We start from the raw sequence: 20,232 nt of genomic DNA, 5'->3' as shown, positions 1-20,232 counted from the left end.
GTACGTACATTAGGTTAAACGGGCACATACCATAAATACTGCACCCGAAAAAGGAAAAATTTATTAAAGTATGTATCTTTTAGTCTATTGTTAGCACGATCCCATGCTTCTCTGCCATCCGTCTCAGATTTAAAATAGCATAACGCATCCGCCCTAAAGAAGTATTTATACTGACTCCCGTCATCTCTGCTATCTCCTTGAAACTGAGGTCTTGATAAAAACGCATATGTACAACTTCACGTTGTTCGTCCGGCAAGTGCTTTATCAGACGACGCACATCTGAAAGGATCTGATAATTTACAATTTCAGATTCAACGGTCCCTTCGGACAAACGGATATTGTTCAGTAAATTCCGTTCTTCTTCATCACAGGACACCAGATTTTCCTGTTTTTCCTGACGAAAACAGTCGATAATAAGATTATGGGCAATGCGAGTCAGCCAAGCAGGAAATTTGCCATTTTCATTGTAACGCCCTTGCTGAATGGTAACAATAGCTTTTGTGAAAGTTTCCTGGAATATGTCTTCCGCCAGTTCTTCATTACGTACCGTGTAATAGATATACGCATAAAGACGATCCTTATAACGGTTCAACAGGATATCGAATGCCTCGTTATTACCTTGTGCATAAAGGGCTACCAACGTTTCGTCAGCAACATTTGTTTGCTTTTTCATTACGTGTATTTTTAGATTTCAGCGTAATGTGTTCCGATAGGCATTCAATGTTTAGTAGTTAATAATACGCAAAGAAAGAAAAATTTTGGGAAAGGAACAAAAATATAAGCAATTATTAAGTGACAAGCTACAAGCTATGAGCTACAAGTTGTTGCGCTATCACTCCGCATAGCACTTGTAGCTCGTAGCTTGTTACTTGCAACCTGTAGCTTGTAGCCCATAACTATTTCATTCTGAACTCTTCGGTCAACCGGAAGCCACGCAGAAGTTCATCTGTCTTCAGACGTTTCTTGCCGGGAAGCTGCAAGGCATGTATATCGATAAAACCATCTTCCGCAGCCACATGGATATAAGTTTTACCATCAGTCAGCAAAGTACCGGGAACTAATTCATGGTACTTAAATATCTTTCTCGTTTCAAATATCTTCATAACTACTGCCTCTCCATCGGGTTGAACCAGTTCTGACCAGGCAGCCGGATAAGGAGACAAACCACGGATAAAATCATAAATACGTTTGACAGGTTGATTCCAATTGATACGGCATGTATCTTTAAATATCTTCGGTGCCGGACGCAACTCGCCTACAACCGCCATTTCTTCCTGTGGAATAGGTTTCACTGCATCATTCAGGATTGCATCTACCGTTTCAGTCACCAGTTTTCCACCAAGCACCATCAGTTTATCGTGTACAATACCTACATCATCTGTATCTGCGATAGGAATACGCACTTGCTGAATCACTTCGCCTGTATCAATCTCATGACGCAGGAAAAAAGTCGTAATCCCCGTTTCTGTATCACCATTGATAACTGCCCAATTAATGGGAGCAGCCCCCCGGTATTGAGGCAAAAGAGAAGCATGAAGATTGAAAGTTCCCAAACGTGGCATATTCCATACCACCTCGGGCAGCATGCGGAAAGCAACCACTATCTGCAAATCAGCTTTCCACTCACGCAGAGCTTCGACAAAAGCCTCATCTTTCAGTTTTTCCGGCTGCAATAAAGGAAGATTCTGTTCCAGTGCATATTGCTTCACAGGAGAAAACTGAAGTTTATGCCCCCTACCCGCCGGTTTATCAGGCATGGTGATGACTCCTACTACATTATATCCGCCTTCTACCAAACAACGCAAGGACTCCACTGCAAAATCCGGAGTACCCATGTAAACAATCCGTAAATCTTCTTTCTTCATCATATAAAAACTTTTTAATCTTCAGAGAAATGTACCAATACCTGACGGTATGAGTTGAATATCTTAGACTTGGAGACAAATCCCAAATAATGTCCTTCTTCATCTACTACAGGAAGGTTCCATGCTTTCGTATCATCAAATGTACGCATCACCTGCTCCATGCTATCCGTATCATACAGACGTGCGGGGATAGCCGTCATCAGTTTTCCTACCGTGAAACGATGATATAGTTCCTGCCTGAACATGATATTCCGGATATCATCTAAAGTGACAATTCCAATCAGTATCCCACTCTTATCCGTTACAGGGAATATATTACGCCGTGAAGCCGAAATAGCCTTCACCAACTCACCCAAATCCATTTCAGGATGAACCACAACAAAATCTTTCTCCACGACATTCTCTACTTTCATCAAGGTAAGTACCGCTTTATCCTTATGATGGGTTAACAATTCTCCCTTCTTGGCCAAACGCATGGAATAAATACTATGAGGTTCGAAAACTATAATCGTCAGATATGAACTGGCAGCTACAATCATCAGCGGCAGAAAAAGGTCATATCCTCCCGTCAGCTCGGCTATCAAGAAGACTCCGGTCAGCGGGGCATGCATGACACCACTCATCACCCCTGCCATACCCATCAAGGCAAAATTCTTTTCGGGTAAATAGTATGAGAAATCAAACTTATTGCTGAAAAAGGCGAAGACGAAGCCTGCAATACAACCCAGATACAAAGAGGGTGCAAAAATACCACCACAACCTCCACCACCGTTTGTGGCACTGGATGCAAACACCTTAAACAAGATAATCAGCATCAGATAAAGCAGTAACAAGTTACCATGTCCATAAAAAAATGAGTTGTTCATGACTGTATCCCAATCAGCATTGGAAGTACCGTTCAGCAATAATTCAATGGTGTCGTAACCTTCACCATAGAGCGGCGGAAAAAGAAATATCAGGATACTCAGCATAATACCACCTAAAGCCAGTTTCTGGTAAGGGCCTTTCAGTTTGCCGAAAACGCCTTCTACAGAATTCATGGCACGGGTAAAGTAAAGTGAAACCAATCCGCAGAAAATACCCAGCATAATAACGTAAGGAATGCGCTCCATCTCGAATGCCTGATCTAGATGGAACTTAAACATTGCTTCCGTTCCGGTAGTGATATAAGAAACCGTTGCAGCTGTCACCGCAGAAATCAGCAACGGGAGCAGAGAGGTCATAGTCAGGTCTATCATAAGCACTTCCAGCGTAAACACCAATCCCGCAATAGGTGCCTTGAAAATACCTGCAATAGCACCGGCAGCGCCACAACCCACCAAAAGCATCAAAGTACGATGCTCCATTTTGAAAACACTTCCCAGATTGGAACCAATAGCAGAGCCTGTCAGTACAATAGGTGCCTCCGCTCCTACCGAACCACCAAAACCAATGGTTATGGAACTGGCAATCACAGACGACCATGTATTGTGTCGCTTAATCCGCCCTTGCCGACGGGAAATGGCATAAAGGATTTTTGTAACTCCATGACTGATGTCATCCTTCACAACATAGCGTACAAACAAGCCTGCCAGAAAAATTCCCACTACCGGATAAACCAAATAAAGGTAGTTGGCCTCCGTTGTATTGAAATTATTCGTCAGGAAATTTTGTATCCAATGTATCAGCATCTTCAGTATCAAAGCTGTAACAGCCGTAAAGATACCTACCAGAAAACTGAGTATCAGGATAAACTGTTTTTCCTTTATATTCTTTTCACGCCATAAAAGGAAACGATGAAACAAACTTCTCTTCTCTTTTTCCATATACCTATATTTACCATTCTAAACGAAATAAAGAATTTACTCTCATATCTATTTAATAAGAGAGAAAATTCTTCGACAAGTTCAGAGCATAAGTGAACTTATAGAGATAAGACCAACAATAGCTTTTAGCCCGTTATCTTATTCCCGAATAATTTTTATAACGCCACCTTTATCCAGTTTTATAATGCTGGATGGTTTCGGATGTCCCATTTCTTCCTGTCGATAGCCTACCACATAGTCGACCATGGACTTAAGTTCTTCTGTGATCTCACTATAATTTACCGGTGAAGGTTGCCCGCTGATATTAGCCGACGTAGAAACAATCGCCTTACGAAACTGTTGACAGAGACGTTTTGAGAATTCTTCATTCGTCACCCGGATACCTACACTGCCATCTTCGGCAATCAGGTTGGATGCCAGGTTTCGTGCACCGGAATAAATGATTGTCAGCGGTTTGTCTGCCACTTCAATCAAATCCCAAGCTACTTCCGGCACATCCTGCACATAGAAGTCCACCTTTACAGGAGAATCAACCAACACAAGCATCGCTTTACTGTCCGAGCGCCGCTTAATCTCATATACACGCCGCACAGCTTCTTCGTTGGTGGCGTCACAACCTATTCCCCAAATGGTGTCGGTGGGGTACAGAATGACTCCGCCTTCGTTCATCACTTGACAGGCTTTTTTAATATCTTCTATCATTTCTTGGTGTATAAATACAGTGATTAACACGCAAAAGTACTATTTTTGCACGGATTAATAGAAAAGTTTAAGAGAAAACAATGGAAGAAATTCAATTTAACCACACCCTGCCCATACAACTACGGTTTAACGATGTCGATAAGTTCGGCCACGTGAACAATACGGTTTATTTCTCTTTCTATGATTTGGGAAAAACCGAGTACTTTGCTTCCGTATGCCCGGACGTCGATTGGGAGAAAGACGGCATTGTCGTCGTACACATAGAAGCGAACTTCCTTGCACAGATTTATGGCTCAGATCATATCGCTGTACAAACAGCCGTTACTGAAATCGGCACTAAAAGTTTTCACCTCGCACAGCGGGTGATTGATACGGAAACACAGGAGATCAAGTGCATATGCACCTCCATTATGGTAGCTTTCAATCTTGAGAAGCATGAATCTAAACCTCTGGAGGAAGAATGGATTCGGGCAATCTGCAAATACGAAGGAAGAGATTTAAGAAAAAAGAGCACTCACTCATCAGTGCCTCATAAAGTGTAAAAAGCATACCAGACATATCACATTAATTATCAATACATACTATAAAATGAGCTAAAGTAGCGACCGAAATAGGATGAGGCAATGTCTGATCCTATTTCTTTCCTACATACAAATAATTATGCTCACATTAAACTTATCACCCTACCATATAGCAACAGATTCACCCAACTAATCTAAAAAAATATACAGTTTTATTATTATTATAGTATTTCCATTAGGGGAATAGGAATTATTAGATTATATTTGCCAGACGGAAATTTATTAATAAAAAGAAAATATGACTAAAAAACTTAATTTATGGAGTGTAGCCCCATTGGTTGAATTCAACCGCATAAAAACAGACACCTCATACATGAACAATGAATTTACATAAACAATGATTTACCTGTACTAAGTCATATTTTTCAAAATACAAAATAAATTACTCTCATTATTACCATTTTGCATGATTCGCCTAATATTACTGACTGATTTTACTGAATCCTTTGCATATAATTTGCTTAAAGGAGTTCTCGCCTATTCAAAAAGCCATGAACCATGGGTTGTATGTCGGATGCCACCTTCCTATAAACATACCTATGGTATAGAAGGAGTTTTGAAATGGGCAAAAGCTTGGCAAGCAGATGCCATTATTGGTCAATTCGACGACAAAGACAATGTAGATCTTTTTCGCGAAAACGGTATTATTGCAGTAGCGCAAGACTATAAATCAAGATTCAGCAATATTCCCAATATTACTGGCGATTATCGCAAAACCGGCAGAATGGCAGCAGAATTCTTTCTGAGTAAAGGCTTCCAAAATTTTGCTTTTTACGGCTATCGCAATACAGTCTGGTCACAAGAACGCTGCGATGGCTTTTACGAATGCATAGCTGCACAAGGTTTTGGCAACAATTTCTCTTCATATCAGGAGCAATCCTTGGACGACTTATGGTTTTATGAAGCTCCTCCTTTACTTACCTGGCTGAAGTCATTGCCTCAGCCCACAGCACTCATGGCTTGTGATGACAATCAAGGTAATCGCATTACCGAAATCTGCAAAGTTAACAACATCAAAGTGCCTGATAAGATAGCCATATTAGGAGTTGATAATGATGAGATTATATGTAATCTCTCCGATCCTCCTCTATCCAGTATTAATCACAACATCGTAAGAGGAGGTTTTGAAGCCGCTGAACTCATAGAACATTTGCTGAACGATAAAGAGGCCCCCTACTACGACGTAGTTCTCCAACCAGTCAATGTGGTAAACCGACTTTCTACAGATTTCTATTCCACTGCAGATGCGCACATACATACCGCTCTAAAATATATTCATCAAAATCTGGCTTCAGACATCACTGTATCAGATATTGTTAAACAAGTTCCTTTGTCACGCCGTTTGTTGGAAATTCGTTTTAAGCAGGTCACCCAACAATCTATCCATAAATATATCTTCAACCTCAGGATGGAGCGTTTTGCCCAGTTATTGTTAGCTACTAATGCCCCTATTGCCGAAGTAGCGGAACAGGTTGGAATAAACAATTTAAAAAACCTGTCCCGCCAATTCAAAGCTCTGAAAAAGGTCTCACCCAACGAATACAGAAAGGAGCATCAGAAGATGACTGATTGCAACCACAAAAAATAATATATATAATACCTATTATTCAGGAACAAACAATATATCGTCAGGCAAAGTGTTTTCCAGGATATTCCTCCCGGAATATCCAACTTCAAGTTCCTGACCCATATAATTTTCAAAATATAGTACGCGTATCTCATGGAGACCTTTCTCAAGAGCTACTTTTCCCTCAGCGCGGCGACCACTGTGTCCGCCGTCATTATCCACAATCTGTTCACCGTCTATATAAAGCACAGAACCATCATCAGAGAAAGTATAAAAACGGTAAATACCTTTTTCAGCGATATTTACTAATGTACGGAAGTCATAAGCAAAGTGGTCCTCAACAGCAGCCTCTTCAATAGAAAAATTCTTCATAGTTCCCTCCGTCACCTTAGTGCAGGATGCAATTTCAGCAACCTGCTTACACTTACCTTCGTAGTAAGTGTAAGCCACACCATGTTTATTAGCAGATACTTTTTTTGCAGGCAAATAAGTCATGGTCTGTTCTTCTTCCGAATTCATTCCCGAAGGATAATAATAAGCTATTTCTCGTCCGAAAGGAGTAGTTATCCACGTATCGAACTTATACTCACCCTCATATAGTTCAATGATACGGGCACCTCTGGTCAATACTCCATAGGCATCCGCACCGGTAACACGCCCATACCCTAAGGCAATCCCCTTATCTATTCCAATATAATCATTATCGTGATCATGACCAGTAAATACCCCCATGACATCTTTCATTTCAAGAATCGAAGCAAACATACCAGAATTGATATTTGATGAAGCAACTCCCCCCTCTTTATCATTTCCATAAGTTTTTCCATCGCCTGCAAGTTCGTTATACTCAATCAACGGAATATGAAAAAAAGCCAATGAAGGCACAGGAATACCACCATTTCCAACTGTGAAAGAGAGACTTTGCTTACGATACCATTCAATCTGATTGAAGTGAATCCAGTCATAAGCACCATAAAGTTTATTCGGTTGGTAGTCATTGGAATCCATACAATAGAGGGATGCCGCTACTTTATTTTTCTCTTTGGATGCATAAACAGGAATGACGCAATTACCACATCCTATCTCCTTTGGACCTTTTGATCCTATATAATAAGGATACTTTAAAAGAATATCATAAATTTCATCCCGTGTCAAGTACTCTGCATCATGGTTTCCCGTGGTTGCAACAAAAGGAATCTTAGCTTCATTAAAAATTTCGGCTACTGCTTTCCAGCCATCAATAGCGGGGTCAGCAGTTACCACATCTCCACTCAGTACTGCAAGATCGGGATGTTCGGCTTCCAGGATAGCACGAATCGTTGCAGCTGTTTCAGCACATTTCGGAGACTCGGGCGTCCAGTGCAAATCCGTAAACTGGGCTATTACAAATTTCCCGTCTTTGAAAGCAAATCGACTTTGAGCAGACAACAGAACAGGAAATATACACATCCATAAAAATAAAAGAATAAGTTTCTTCTTCATAATATACATGTTTTAAGGTCAATAAAACTCTATTTCATCAATTGCCAACCGACTTTGTTGACCTGCATGATAGTAACCTTCCGGACATAAACCACCATTCAACAATTCTAAACGAATATATCTTGCTGTCACCTCTGGAAATGAGTATGAAACAGGAAAACGGGTCGCTTCAGTCTGTGTAAAGTCATACGTATATTCCTGATTGCCTACAGAGGTAAAAGTCTCACCATCTGCAGAAACAGAAACGCATAATTCACTCGCTGGCCAAAGAGTATCAAAGGGGCGCCACAAAGAAGCAAAAGCAATCTTACTTACGGAAACCGGTTTCCCTAAATCTACCGTAATTCGCACCGAGTCTTCACGAAAAATGGCCCAACGCCGTAAATCACGTGTATAGCCACGAATACCATCCGTCAGCCCAATACCTTCATTTACCTTCTCCACAACCGGAGGCGGTACACACTGATACGAATTTCCAGTAGCCTTATTTACTGCAAAACTCTTGCGGGTAATCTTGCCTAACGGCTTTCCATCTCTGTAAACTGCTGCATAAATAGTAGCATCTTCAGATAAGGCCAAGGGAGCCTTATAAAGATCGGAGGAAGAAGACACCACAGAATCATTAACAGCATAATAGACTTCAACGCCGGGACAGAACGTTTTCAAGGTTACTTCATAAGTATGATGAACATCATTCCATGCCCCTGTCAGATTAACCTCATAGAAATTGCGGCAAGCATTGACTCCGCAAAAATCTAAGCGCTTGAACTCCTTATCCAACCTCCGGACAAAAGAATTGAAATCCTTATTCTTCAACTGTGTCCATTGCACTTCAGACATTGCCTGCAAACGTGGAAAAGCCATATACTCAAAATATTCAGGGGTCTGAATATATTCTCCCCAAATATTAACTTGTGTCCCTATGATATAAGCTTGTTCTTCAGGCGTTAGTTCGGCAGGAAGCGGGTTATAGTTATAAACACTATCCAGTGGAATAAAACCACCGATAGCCAGCGGAGCGAATTCCGGACTTTCCTGATAGTGATCAATATAACATTTATCACCGGGAGTCATAATAACTTTGTGTTTCTGACGGGCAGCCTCAATGCCTCCTTCCTCTCCACGCCATGACATCACCGTAGCATTGGGGGCAAGTCCTCCTTCCAATATCTCATCCCAGCCGATAATGTCACGTCCCTTGCTGTTCACAAATTGTTCTATCCGATGTATAAACCAACTTTGTAACGCTTCTTCATCTTTCAGTCCTTCCCGCTTCATCAGAGTTTGACAGTGATCACATATCTTCCATGCTTTCTTCGGACATTCATCTCCACCAATATGAATATAATGACTCGGAAAAAGGTCCATGACTTCTACCAACACGTCTTCCAGAAAATCAAACGTATTCTCCTTAGGGCAATAGACTTCGTCAAAAACGTCAAAGTAATCGCGCACTACATACGTCTTTCCTAATCCGCAAGAGAGTTCCGGATAACAAGCCAATGCAGCAGATGCATGCCCAGGCATCTCTATTTCTGGAATAATCGTGATAAAACGATCGGATGCATATTTCACAATCTCTCTAATCTCGTCCTGCGTATAATACCCTTGTTTCTCTTTTCCATCGAAACGACGTGGATAGTAATAGTCACAATGCCCCACCTGTGTTTGTTTACGATAAGAACCTATCTCTGTAAGTTTTGGATATTTTTTTATTTCTATCCTCCAGCCTTGGTCATCTGTCAAGTGGAAATGAAACTTATTCAGTTTATAAAAAGCCATCAAGTCAAGAAACTTTAGTACTTCTTCCTTGGGTAGAAAATTACGACCTACATCCATCATAGCTCCGCGATAAGGAAAACGGGGAGCATCCGTAATACGGACCGCAGGAATTTCTATGTCGTTTTCATACTTCCGATGAGTATCATAAATTTCAACCGGCATAAGCTGTAACAAAGACTGCACACCGTAAAACAACCCTGCAGCGGTTGCATTTGAACAGATTTTTATACCATGGGAAGAAACTTCCAGCGTATAAGCCTCATCAGGTAAAGTCGTATCTATAAGCAAACTGATATCAGCCTGTTCGGTTGGAGCAATCCGCTTTAACTGAACTGAGGTATTCTTTAACACATTCTCCAGATACTGAAAAACTTTCATGGAAGATTCGTCGGAAGATACAGCTACCGTTTTTTCACCCTGCAAGACGTAATTTCCCTGTTCTGAAACGATTTCGTTAGGCATAGGTATAATGCCATAATCTTTCATATCTGCTTTGTGTCCCTCTCCACAAGACAGGAGAATGAACGATAAAATAAATGTCCAATAAACTATCTTCATAACGTTTGAGATAATAAGTTTGGGTATTCCCGAATTGTTTTAAGGATAAGTTCGCCGAACAAGGTATTTGCCCATGCAAACCAGGAACGGGTAAAGTCCGCTGCATTTGCCGAATTGAAGGACTCATGCATGAAACCCGTTTCTCCATCCGTATCACGCAATAGTTTCAGACAAGTACGTATTTCTTCGGGGCTGTCAGTTGTAAAAGCTTTCATAATGATACTCATCGGCCAGATGTAGTTCAACCCGACATGAGGTCCACCTACTCCTTCTCCTGCTTCCCCCTTGAAGAAGTAGGGATTATTGTCACTCCATATCATTTTGCGTGTATTCTGATAAATAGCATCCTTGAAAGAACAGTAACCAAGATAAGGAGCAGCCAGCAAACTGGGCACATTGGCATCATCCATACAAAGCGCATTACCGAAACCATCCACTTCAAAGGCATAAATTCGTCCACAGACAGGATGGTTAAATATTCCGTATTTACGGATAGCAGCATCCACTTCGTTTGCCAGTGCCATGCATTCTCCGGCAAAAACCTCATTCTTGTATACCTTATGTTCTATCTCCGCCAATTGCCTCAACGATACTACTGCAAACATATTGGAAGGAATCAAGAATCCATATTGAGTAGCATCGTCCGAAGGACGAAAAGAAGAAACGATCAGTCCAACTGGTTTGACTGGCGCTCCCCATCCATTATTTATCTGCGAATCAGTCGGACGGTCACAATCGCGCGTAAAACTATAAGATCCTAAACTTTCCTTCCGTTGTTGCTCTTTAAAAGTCCGGACTACTAACTTCATGGCTTCGTGCCAGTCTTTACCGAATACGGAAACATCCCCCGTCTGTAACCAATAATGGTACGCCAGACGAATAGGATAACACAAAGAATCTACCTCCCATTTGCGCTCATGCAACTCCTTTGCCATATGCTGCGTATGATCGGTTTCCCAATAGCTGCCTAATGGGCCGTCATTGAAAGCGTTGGCATAAGGATCTATCCGGATACATTCCGCCTGTCTGTTAATAAGCCCCGCCACCATAAGTTGCAGTTCCTTATCTTCTTTCATCAACGGCAGATAAGGCCATACCTGCGCAGAAGAATCACGCAACCACATGGCGTCAATATCTCCCGTAATGACAAAAGTATCTGGCTGACCTCCTTTTATCTTGTGTCTGACAGTGGTGTCCAGTGTATTCGGGAAGCAGTTTCCAAACATCCAGCGAAGTTTCTCATCCTTTATTTTCTTTTGCCCTTCTCCAATCGCTTTATCCACTGCTCTGGAAACAAAACACCTCTTATCCACAGAAGGACGCAATGATATATACTGCTGGCTCAACACTTCGGATGAGGCAAGCGCTGAAGACGGCCGAATGGTCATTGCAGCCAAAGCAAGTCCTCCAGTCTTCAGAAACTGACGTCGTGACATTTTGTTCTTCATGATAGAATTGTTTGTCGTTAATAGGTATGTTTACCGGGTATCACACTAATTTTCTTTTCTTTTTCACCATAGAGTACAAGCAATTCAAAACCTACATTTGTATCGATAGTGATACGCGGTTCATCATTCGCGGAACGACGTGCCTCGGCTTTCAGACTAATCACCCCTTCCGGTCCAAAAGGATAGCGCTCTATTCCGTTAGTCTCTGTCAGGTTCATATCCCAGACAATCTGCTGTTCAGCATAATCTCCACGGATACCAATGATAAGCTCTATCAGTTCGGCAATAGGCGGAAGACCCGCCCAGCCTACAAACTCTTTTCTCGCCATAAAACCAGGTTCTGCACTTTCAGGAGCATAATATTCCCAAAAAGTTCCGGTTTTCTTATATACTTCCAATACCTGAGCATAATGATTCAGACATATTTCCCGTGCCTGTTTGCGGTAGCCCTTCTTCACAAGTCCCTGCATCACCATATAATTGGTTCCCGGCCATATTCCACCTTGCCAATAACGTCCGTTTTCCTTATACTTGGGGTGATCGGCAGATAAAGAGGGTACACGGTATTTCCGCTTAAACGTCTCCGGATTATCCAATTCCTTCACCAAACGGTCAAGTTGGTTAGTATCCAAGGCATCGGTGTACAAAGCCCAGTAAGCGCCTATCCCTTTCGTTGTGCAAAGCGATCCATCGGCATACTGGTCATACAGAAAGCCTGTCTTTTCATCCCAAAGATTGTCATGGATATACTTTTTCAGCATTTCGGCTTCACTTTCCAGATCCTCTATTTCCTGCCAACGTTCCAGATAGAATCCCATTTCAAGCAACAGATTGGCTGTGAACAACTGTTGTAAGTTAGTATCCAGCCAAACCATATGCCCATGGCTGTAAATTGGATTATAACCTGCCGGTACACGGGGCATATTGTCCATACCTGTTCCCCATCCGCTCGACCAGTATGTTCCATTCTGCCATGTATGGTTCAACTTCAACCACTTGTAATAGGCGCAAAGTACCGGAAATATCTTCTGTAAACGTTCTGTATCCCCGAACTGATGATAATATACCATTTCGCACCACGGCATCAGATTCGGCCCAGTACTGACCGGATCATAGCGTTCGAAGCAGTCAGCCCCGTCCGCCTTTATCTCCCGACAGATGAAGCCGTCAGGGTGCTGCTTGGCATAAAAATTATCCAATGTACGCTGGAAAGGGAAAAAACGTGTACCATAGCGGGCAAACATTAGAATGAACGAAGAGTCCCACATAAAAATATTACCGTTATAGGCTGTATCCAAATAGCTTGACACAAATCCGGAACCCTCTTGAGGAGCACGAATGTTTCCAACAGCAATTTCCCATGCTCTCCAATACATTTCAAGTTCTTTTTCATGTCCGTCCCATATCGGATTGGGAAGAATCTGCCGTGCTTCTTTGAAGCTCTTCGGTACAATCGTTTGGGGTTTAGCCACACGATATTCATTCTCGGTGACCAACGGTTCTTTTACATACGTGTTTTTATAAGGCAGATGATACTTCTCATCGTTGCCACAGCTTTGGGCTTTCAGCGAGGTAAATGCCGGAAATGAAAGCAAGCATGCAAATAAAATGTATTTCAACATAGGAAAAAGGTTTAGTTTACAGATTAAGCAATTTCTTTATCTTATCAAAGATAGCCGTATTCTCAAAGATTCCGGTAAATTCCTGTGCACCGGGACCGAAAGCATATACCGGCACCATCACACCACTATGTCCTCCCGTAGAGAACTTACATACGATTTTACCTTCTTTCAAATCACCGTCTACCAGCGTAAGTCCACCAGTTTCATGGTCAGCAGTAACGATTACCAGCGTTTCTCCATCCTGAACTGCCCATTTATAAATTTCACCGATAGTACGGTCAAAGTCATGAGTTTCCTGCATCAACAGGTCAAGATCGTTGAAGTGTCCGTAATCATCCAACTGTGAACCTTCTATCATCATAAAGAAACCATTCTTATTCTGATTCAGTAGTTCGATGCCTTTCAATGAAGCACGCGCCAGAAGATCACCACGCTCAGCAGGAAGCGGAGTATCTACCGAATAGGGAACTGCAAATACCTTACCGCTTTTGATGGTAACCAGATCTTCCCAACTACGAGGAGTTTGGAAACCTTTTGCACGTAACTCTGCAAACAAGTCACGTCCATCCTCACGGTTTTCAAAGAGTTTGGCACCACCACCGAATACATAGTCTGCATTACAATTCACATAATCCGCCACAATAGCAGCTTCAGCATCCCGGTCTATATTGTGACAACAGAAGTCTGCAGGGGTTGCATCCCAAAGGCGGCAGGTCACTGCCAAACCTGTTGATTTACCCTTGGCAGCTGCCAAATCTACTAACGACTTTAACGGACGCCCCTCCGGATCCACGCCTACGGCATGATAGATTGTCTTCTGTCCAGTAGCCAGTGCCGTACCTCCTGCTCCTGAATCGGTAATCAATTTATTAGCACAGTATGTCTTCGACAAACCTACTGCCTGACAATTATCCAAAAAGAGTTTACCACGGTTGGCTGTCCAGGCTGAATAGACATGCATCAGGCTCATACCGTCACCAATCATCAGGATAACATTCTTTATCTTTTTCCCTTGGGGAGGTGTTATTTTTGTTACTTCATATGGGTGTTCCAATACATACGTCTGCTCTTTGTCCCGACGCTCTTGTGCCAATGTTCCGGCAGGCAATAATGCAATCGCCATTACTGCAAATATGCAGCTTCTCAATATTTTCTTCATGGTTACTATTTTTTTGTTACTTACTTATTTTCATTGATAAGATATTCTCATTCCACCGTTACAAAAACAGGTGCATGGTCTGATAGGAAAGACTCATTTTCAGTTTCCGCCAGTACACCATATCTTACCACTTTAAATCCATTGCGCACAAATACATAATCAATCAACGGACGATACTCATAAGGAATCTTCCCAAAATCATGAAAGCTCCACGAAGGTCCATAAACAATGGGAGACGCTTCGCGTGCATCCGTCAAATGTTCCGGATTAGTAGGATCAGTAACATGTTTGATTACATCCGATTCCGGTTCTGAGTTGAAATCTCCTGTTACAATTACCGGCAGCCCGTCACTCAACTGATTCACCTTGTCCAACATTAGGGTTATCCCTTCACGACGTGCCACTACACCTACATGATCCAGATGAGTATTCAATGCAAAAACTTCTTTACCGGTGACTTTATCTTTCAATTTAGCCCACGAAGCTATGCGTTCACAAGCTCCGTCCCATCCTTTGGAGCCAGCCACTTCAGGTGTTTCACTAAGCCAGAAGTAACCGGAATCAATCAATGTAAAGCGATCTTTCTTATACCAAAGAGCACTATATTCACCCTTTTCTTTACCATCTTCACGACCTACACCAATCACGTCATATTCGGGTAAACGCTGTTTGAGGTCTTCCAGCTGATTGTGCAATACTTCTTGTGTACCCAATATATCCACATTGTAAAAACGAATGGCATTCGCAGCACGGTCTTTCCTGAATTTCCAGTTATCCAGACTATCCTCAGGATTATCATAGCGGATATTAAAAGACATTACATTAATAGGCTCCGATGCAGGTGCCTGTTGTTTCACTTGCCCACATGATGCAGCAAGGAATGGCAAAAACAACAATAATATTCTTTTCATGATATTTATGTATTAAAAATTATTTCACAAATAAAACAGAAGCGGGAATAGGTGACAATTTTTCCGCAGATGGAATCTTCCATGCCCAACTCAAATGTTCTCCTTCATAATCTTCAAAATAATAGAGAATATAAGGATGAAATCCTTTCTTCAAGGCTATAAAACCCGTAGCGGGAATAGCAGCATGGGAACCATCATTGTTCACCACCAGTTCATCACTTATATACAGTACACTACCATCGTCCGAGCGTGTCTGAAAGGTATAAACTCCATCCTCAGGAACTTCTATCAGTCCGGAAAATATATAACCGAAATGATCCTCTTGTTTAGCTCCTTTTATAGATGGTTCCTGTATGATACCCGACGCAATCAATGGAGTTTTTTCCACATCTGCCACTTTCCGGTAAACACCTTCAAAATATTTATAAGACGTACCATTCCGGGTAGGATATACCGGAAGTGCTGCCTTCAATTCAGCCTTAGTTGCCTGAATGGACAAAGTGCTGCTCGGACGAAAACCTTCCTTAAAGCCTTTGGCCTTTATTTGTGTGGTTTGATACAGTTCGAAAGGCTCTTTATAAAGTTTTGATTGTTCTGTAGGTTCACTTCCATCCAGCGTATACCTGATTTCTGCATCACTTGTTGCCGTAGCCAGGGGGACGTTTACCATATCCATAAACAAGTTCAAGTCTTTATCAACATAAGGAATGGAAACCACATTTTCCTTAGTATAAGAGTAAGGAAAAGATTCCTCAGCAATACCTCTTGTTAGATCCGGTTTATCAGATAAGGTAAAACGCAATTCACCACCTTCCATTAACTGGAAATAAGTAATAAAGTTAGTCTCTATCTGCTTCCCGTTCAGTTCAACCTTACTAATATATACATTCTTTTTCGGATTATTGGCAAGAATGGTCAATGTTTTCCCATTGGCCAACTTCACTACTGCCTTTTCAAACAAAGGACTGGTCAACGCAAATTCATTACTTCCGGGGCATACGGAGTATATTCCCAGACTTGATAATATATACCATGCAGACATCTGTCCACAATCTTCGTTACCAATGATACCCTCCGGAGTCGGTTTATACATTTCGTGAAGCAAACGACGTGTCATTTCCTGTGTTTTCCAAGGTTGCCCTACATAATCGTACAAATAAGCGATATGGTGGCTTGGTTCGTTACCGTGTACATACTGTCCTATCAAACCGGTTATATCTACAAGGTCGCCTTTCACATCCGATTCCACGGTGAATATCGAATCGAGCGCAGCAATAAACAAATCCCTTCCGCCAAATAATTGAGCCATCCCGTTCACATCATGCGGCACAAAAAAGCGATACTGCCAAGCAGTGGCTTCGGTGTATGCACGTCCCACTTCAAAAGGATTGAAAGGTGTTTCCCAGTTGCCATCCATCCGCTTACCACGGAAAAATCGCGTAGAACCATCAAACACATTTATATAGTTCTGAGAGCGTTCGATATATGTTTGATAAACATCAGCTTTTCCCATTGCCTGAGCCATACGTGCAATACACCAGTCATCATAAGCAAACTCCAGCAGGCAGGATATAGATTCTTTTTTGATGTTTGAAGGGATAAAACCGTATTGAATATAATAGTCCGCTCCCTTTTTATTCTTTTCTGACGAAACTATCATGGCACTCAATGCTTTCTCCGCATCAAATCCTCTAATTCCTTTCAGATAAGCATCAGCTATGACAGAAACCGAATGGTATCCGATCATCGTGCCTGTCTCTCCGGCAGAAAGCGGCCAGATGGGAAGTTCACCCGAAGCATCATAAATATTCAGGAAAGAATTTACCATATCGTTTACCAGCGTAGTGTCAATCAATGTCATCAAAGGATTCCATGCACGGAAAGTATCCCAAAGAGAAAAAGTGGAATACTGCTTTTTATCTTTTAACAACTGCCCTATTTGCATGTCATGTCGACGATACTCACCATTAACATCACTTACAACATTAGGAACCACCATAGAATGGTACATAGCTGTATAAAAATCTACCAAGTCGTCCGTATCTCCCCCTTCAACCGTGATGACGGATAATACTTGTTCCCAGGCTGCACGGGCAGCAGCATGCACTGTATCAAAATTGAAATCGTTTACTTCGGTTTCCATATTCATACGCGCATTCTTCTCACTTACCAGTGATAATCCCACCTTGACTACTACTGGTTCTCCATCAGTAGTATCGAAAGTCAGTACACCCTGCAAGTCAGTACCGGAGATTTTTGCACTGGCAGGAACCATCTTTTTATCCTGTATAAAGTCAACAGATTGGAAAGGCTTCGAGAATTGAGCCACAAAGTAAACATACTGATTATCTGTCCATCCTCTCGTCTTCCGCATACCTGCAATTTCATTGGCAGACGTCTGCTCCAAAACTGCTTCATAGATATACTCATTATCGAGCAGGTGGGCCAAATCTATGATAACAGACGCCTCTTTGCCGGAAGGGAATGTATAGCGGTGCATCCCCACATGCGTGGTCGCAGTCAACTCAACTTTTATCCCTTCTTCTTTTAGGATTACCGAATAATACCCTGTAGATGCTTTCTCGTCTTCATGGGAGAAAGCGGCAGGCTGGTAAACAGGATCTGCAACCGGATCTATTTTTTGAGTTGTGGGACGGAATAGAATATCACCCAAATCAATGCATCCGGTCCCGCTCAGATGTGTATGTGAGAAGCCTTTCAGGGTGTTATCATCATAATGGTATCCGGCACAAGCATCCCAGTTACCGGAACGAGTATCAGGACTCAGTTGTACTGCACCGAAAGGAACGGTTGCGCCTGGATAAGTGTGGCCATGGAAGCCGGTACCTATAAAGGGATTTACATAGTCAACAGGGGATTTTTCACCGGGTGTACAAGACCAGCAAACAAGGAATGCAATCACTGCGAATATTAGATTTCTTAGTTTCATCAGGCTACATTTAAAATATGATTCTGTTAATAATCTTTGCCCCAAGGAGAAGAAGAAACTCTGCAAGGACCGATACGGTAAAGTACCAATCCCTGCAGATCAGACCAATGGCGATGAGTCTATTTATTTCTTACTTTAGAAAAATATCAATCATAATGAGGATTCTGTTTCAATTTACCATTAGACTTGGTTATTTGATTCGCCGGATAAGGAAACACCATCATATAATCTTGATAAGTAGTCTTATCCTTGTAATCCTCATATTCAGCGATAACACATGTAGACGCAGGATTCTGACGGTCTGCATAATGACGTACACGCGGACGGGCATTCAGTTCAGCAGCAGCCAAAGCCTTTATTTCCGCATTACCGGAATGATGCCAACGCTTCAGGTCAAACAAATGGTCTGTAAACTCGAATGCCAATTCACAACGACGTTCATGATACAAATCAGTCATAGTTGCCGTACCCGACAGTGGTGCTAAATTAGCACGTGTACGAATGCGGTTCAAATCCAAGGTAGCTTTATCGGCCTGATTAGTCATCAGGTAAGCCTCCGCACGAAAAAGTAACATTTCTGCAAATCGAATAACCGGAAAGTTAACACGTGCCGTCGGCCAGTCACCATTCGTATTGATATAACCTTTGTCGGCTGCATCTTCATGTTTGAAAGGATCCATATATTTATTAATCATAAAACCGGATTCAATATCAGAAGTCGACCAAAAAGTACGAGTCTCACCTAAGAACTGAAATTCCTGCCCATACTCCAGAACTGTACGTACCAAACGGTCATTGCCTGTACCATCTTTCAGCATTTCTTCATAAATATCATAGGAAGGTTTGTTCTGTCCCCAACCATTGTACTTTCCCCAAGCTTTATTTTCAAGGATAACACCTGGAAACTCAGAACCACCACCTTGAGAACCACCATTTCCGGGAATAGTCCAGATATATTCCTTATTCCACCAATCTGAGAAATCAGAAGAGAACGATTGTGCATAAGTATTCGCCAAATCACGTCCATAAGTAGTCTCCAATTCATTAACCATAGAGATTACATTATTCCATTGCGTGGCATCCCAAGTAGCCCAGTAAGCATAAACTTTGGCTTTGAAAGCAACAGCGGCTGCGTCATGAGCACGTCCTTTATCATCGGTGCCATATTCTTCAAAACGAGGCAAATATTCCATCGCTTTATCCATATCTGAAATAATCAGTTTATAATTATCCACTACCGAAGCCTGCTGAGGAGGAATAGAGTTATCATAGCCACTTTCAAAATCTTCATAGCGAACAAAAGGAACCCCTTGCACATCAAGACCATACCGATAGGCTATCAAAAAATGAGCCCACCCACGTGTAAAATATGCCTCACCAAGACTTCTCTTCTCTATATCAGTCAAAGTAGTGGTTTTCTCTTTATTAAGCAGTTGCTGGATTACCCAGTTGGAACGTGCCATCACTTTATACATTGTATCAAATATCGTACGCAAAGGAGATTCATCTCCGGTGTATTTCAATGTAGCAAGCGTTGGGAAGTCACGAGTCTTTCCCCACACCACGTCACAGGCAGCACCTTGTTCCCAGAATAATTCACGTCCATATACAGCTTCCTGATGAAATCTCTCATACAATGCATCTACAGCATCAATCGCCTGCAAATCATTTGTGAAGTATGTAGTTGTTGTAGCATCTCCTTCTGGTTGTACATCCAGAAAGTCACTGCAAGAACTCATAAGCAATGCGGCAGACATCGCAAAAAACAATATATTCTTTTTCATATTTTTCTTCTCTATT

The 20,232-nt window shown here is 41.9% G+C and carries 14 protein-coding genes; 2 read left to right on the top strand and 12 right to left on the bottom strand.

All coding sequences use genetic code 11. The annotated features are described in order from the left end of the window. Nucleotides 1–79: 79 nt before the first annotated feature. From DW036_RS09465 to DW036_RS09450, 4 genes are all read right to left on the bottom strand, one after another. The gene (locus DW036_RS09465; RefSeq protein ID WP_118463544.1) at nt 80–673 is read right to left on the bottom strand and encodes an RNA polymerase sigma factor; all 594 of its coding nucleotides are present in this window, start codon (nt 671–673) and stop codon (nt 80–82) included. A gap of 223 nt (nt 674–896) precedes the next feature. Next, complete coding sequence (gene fmt, locus DW036_RS09460; protein ID WP_118463541.1) at nt 897–1,868, bottom strand: methionyl-tRNA formyltransferase; 972 nt, start codon at nt 1,866–1,868, stop codon at nt 897–899. Between the two features lie 11 nt (nt 1,869–1,879). Further along, nucleotides 1,880–3,670, bottom strand: a complete 1,791-nt coding sequence (locus tag DW036_RS09455; protein ID WP_118463538.1) for a chloride channel protein — start codon at nt 3,668–3,670, stop codon at nt 1,880–1,882. Nucleotides 3,671–3,808: 138 nt separating this feature from the next. Further along, on the bottom strand, nt 3,809–4,372 hold the full coding sequence (locus DW036_RS09450) for an L-threonylcarbamoyladenylate synthase (RefSeq protein WP_118464272.1): 564 nt from the start codon (nt 4,370–4,372) through the stop codon (nt 3,809–3,811). Between the two features lie 80 nt (nt 4,373–4,452). Between DW036_RS09450 and DW036_RS09445 the strand changes: the two genes are divergently transcribed. Together DW036_RS09445 and DW036_RS09440 are read left to right on the top strand one after the other, a co-directional pair. Next, on the top strand, nt 4,453–4,914 hold the full coding sequence (locus DW036_RS09445; protein WP_118463535.1) for a thioesterase family protein: 462 nt from the start codon (nt 4,453–4,455) through the stop codon (nt 4,912–4,914). Between the two features lie 445 nt (nt 4,915–5,359). After that, nucleotides 5,360–6,541, top strand: a complete 1,182-nt coding sequence (locus tag DW036_RS09440; protein WP_118463532.1) for a DNA-binding transcriptional regulator — start codon at nt 5,360–5,362, stop codon at nt 6,539–6,541. A gap of 15 nt (nt 6,542–6,556) precedes the next feature. Here DW036_RS09440 and DW036_RS09435 read toward each other — a convergent pair whose 3' ends face one another. The 8 genes from DW036_RS09435 to DW036_RS09400 form a co-directional block, all read right to left on the bottom strand. Then, nucleotides 6,557–8,002 (bottom strand): PA14 domain-containing protein, encoded by a 1,446-nt coding sequence (locus DW036_RS09435; protein ID WP_118464270.1) that lies wholly within the window; start codon nt 8,000–8,002, stop codon nt 6,557–6,559. 18 nt (nt 8,003–8,020) lie between these two features. Next, nucleotides 8,021–10,342, bottom strand: coding sequence for a glycoside hydrolase family 20 protein (locus tag DW036_RS09430; protein WP_118463529.1), 2,322 nt, complete (start codon nt 10,340–10,342; stop codon nt 8,021–8,023). Then, complete coding sequence (locus DW036_RS09425) at nt 10,339–11,790, bottom strand: glycoside hydrolase family 125 protein (protein ID WP_118463526.1); 1,452 nt, start codon at nt 11,788–11,790, stop codon at nt 10,339–10,341. Before DW036_RS09425 ends, DW036_RS09430 begins: the two co-directional genes overlap by 4 nt. Before the next feature lie 17 nt (nt 11,791–11,807). Then, complete coding sequence (locus DW036_RS09420) at nt 11,808–13,412, bottom strand: trehalase family glycosidase (protein ID WP_118463523.1); 1,605 nt, start codon at nt 13,410–13,412, stop codon at nt 11,808–11,810. Nucleotides 13,413–13,428: 16 nt separating this feature from the next. Beyond that, nucleotides 13,429–14,571 (bottom strand): alkaline phosphatase, encoded by a 1,143-nt coding sequence (locus DW036_RS09415; protein WP_187374588.1) that lies wholly within the window; start codon nt 14,569–14,571, stop codon nt 13,429–13,431. A gap of 47 nt (nt 14,572–14,618) precedes the next feature. Next, complete coding sequence (locus DW036_RS09410; protein ID WP_118463518.1) at nt 14,619–15,482, bottom strand: endonuclease/exonuclease/phosphatase family protein; 864 nt, start codon at nt 15,480–15,482, stop codon at nt 14,619–14,621. Between the two features lie 19 nt (nt 15,483–15,501). Next, entirely contained in the window at nt 15,502–18,432 is a 2,931-nt protein-coding gene (locus tag DW036_RS09405) for a GH92 family glycosyl hydrolase (protein WP_118463515.1), read from the bottom strand. 146 nt (nt 18,433–18,578) lie between these two features. After that, complete coding sequence (locus tag DW036_RS09400; protein ID WP_118463512.1) at nt 18,579–20,216, bottom strand: RagB/SusD family nutrient uptake outer membrane protein; 1,638 nt, start codon at nt 20,214–20,216, stop codon at nt 18,579–18,581. Nucleotides 20,217–20,232 lie beyond the last annotated feature (16 nt).

The sequence above is a fragment of the Bacteroides sp. AF39-11AC genome (assembly GCF_003474285.1).
In the GTDB taxonomy this organism is placed as follows: Bacteria; Bacteroidota; Bacteroidia; order Bacteroidales; family Bacteroidaceae; genus Bacteroides.
Note: the sequence above shows the minus strand (reverse complement) of the source record. Positions and strands in the feature narration are given on the sequence as shown.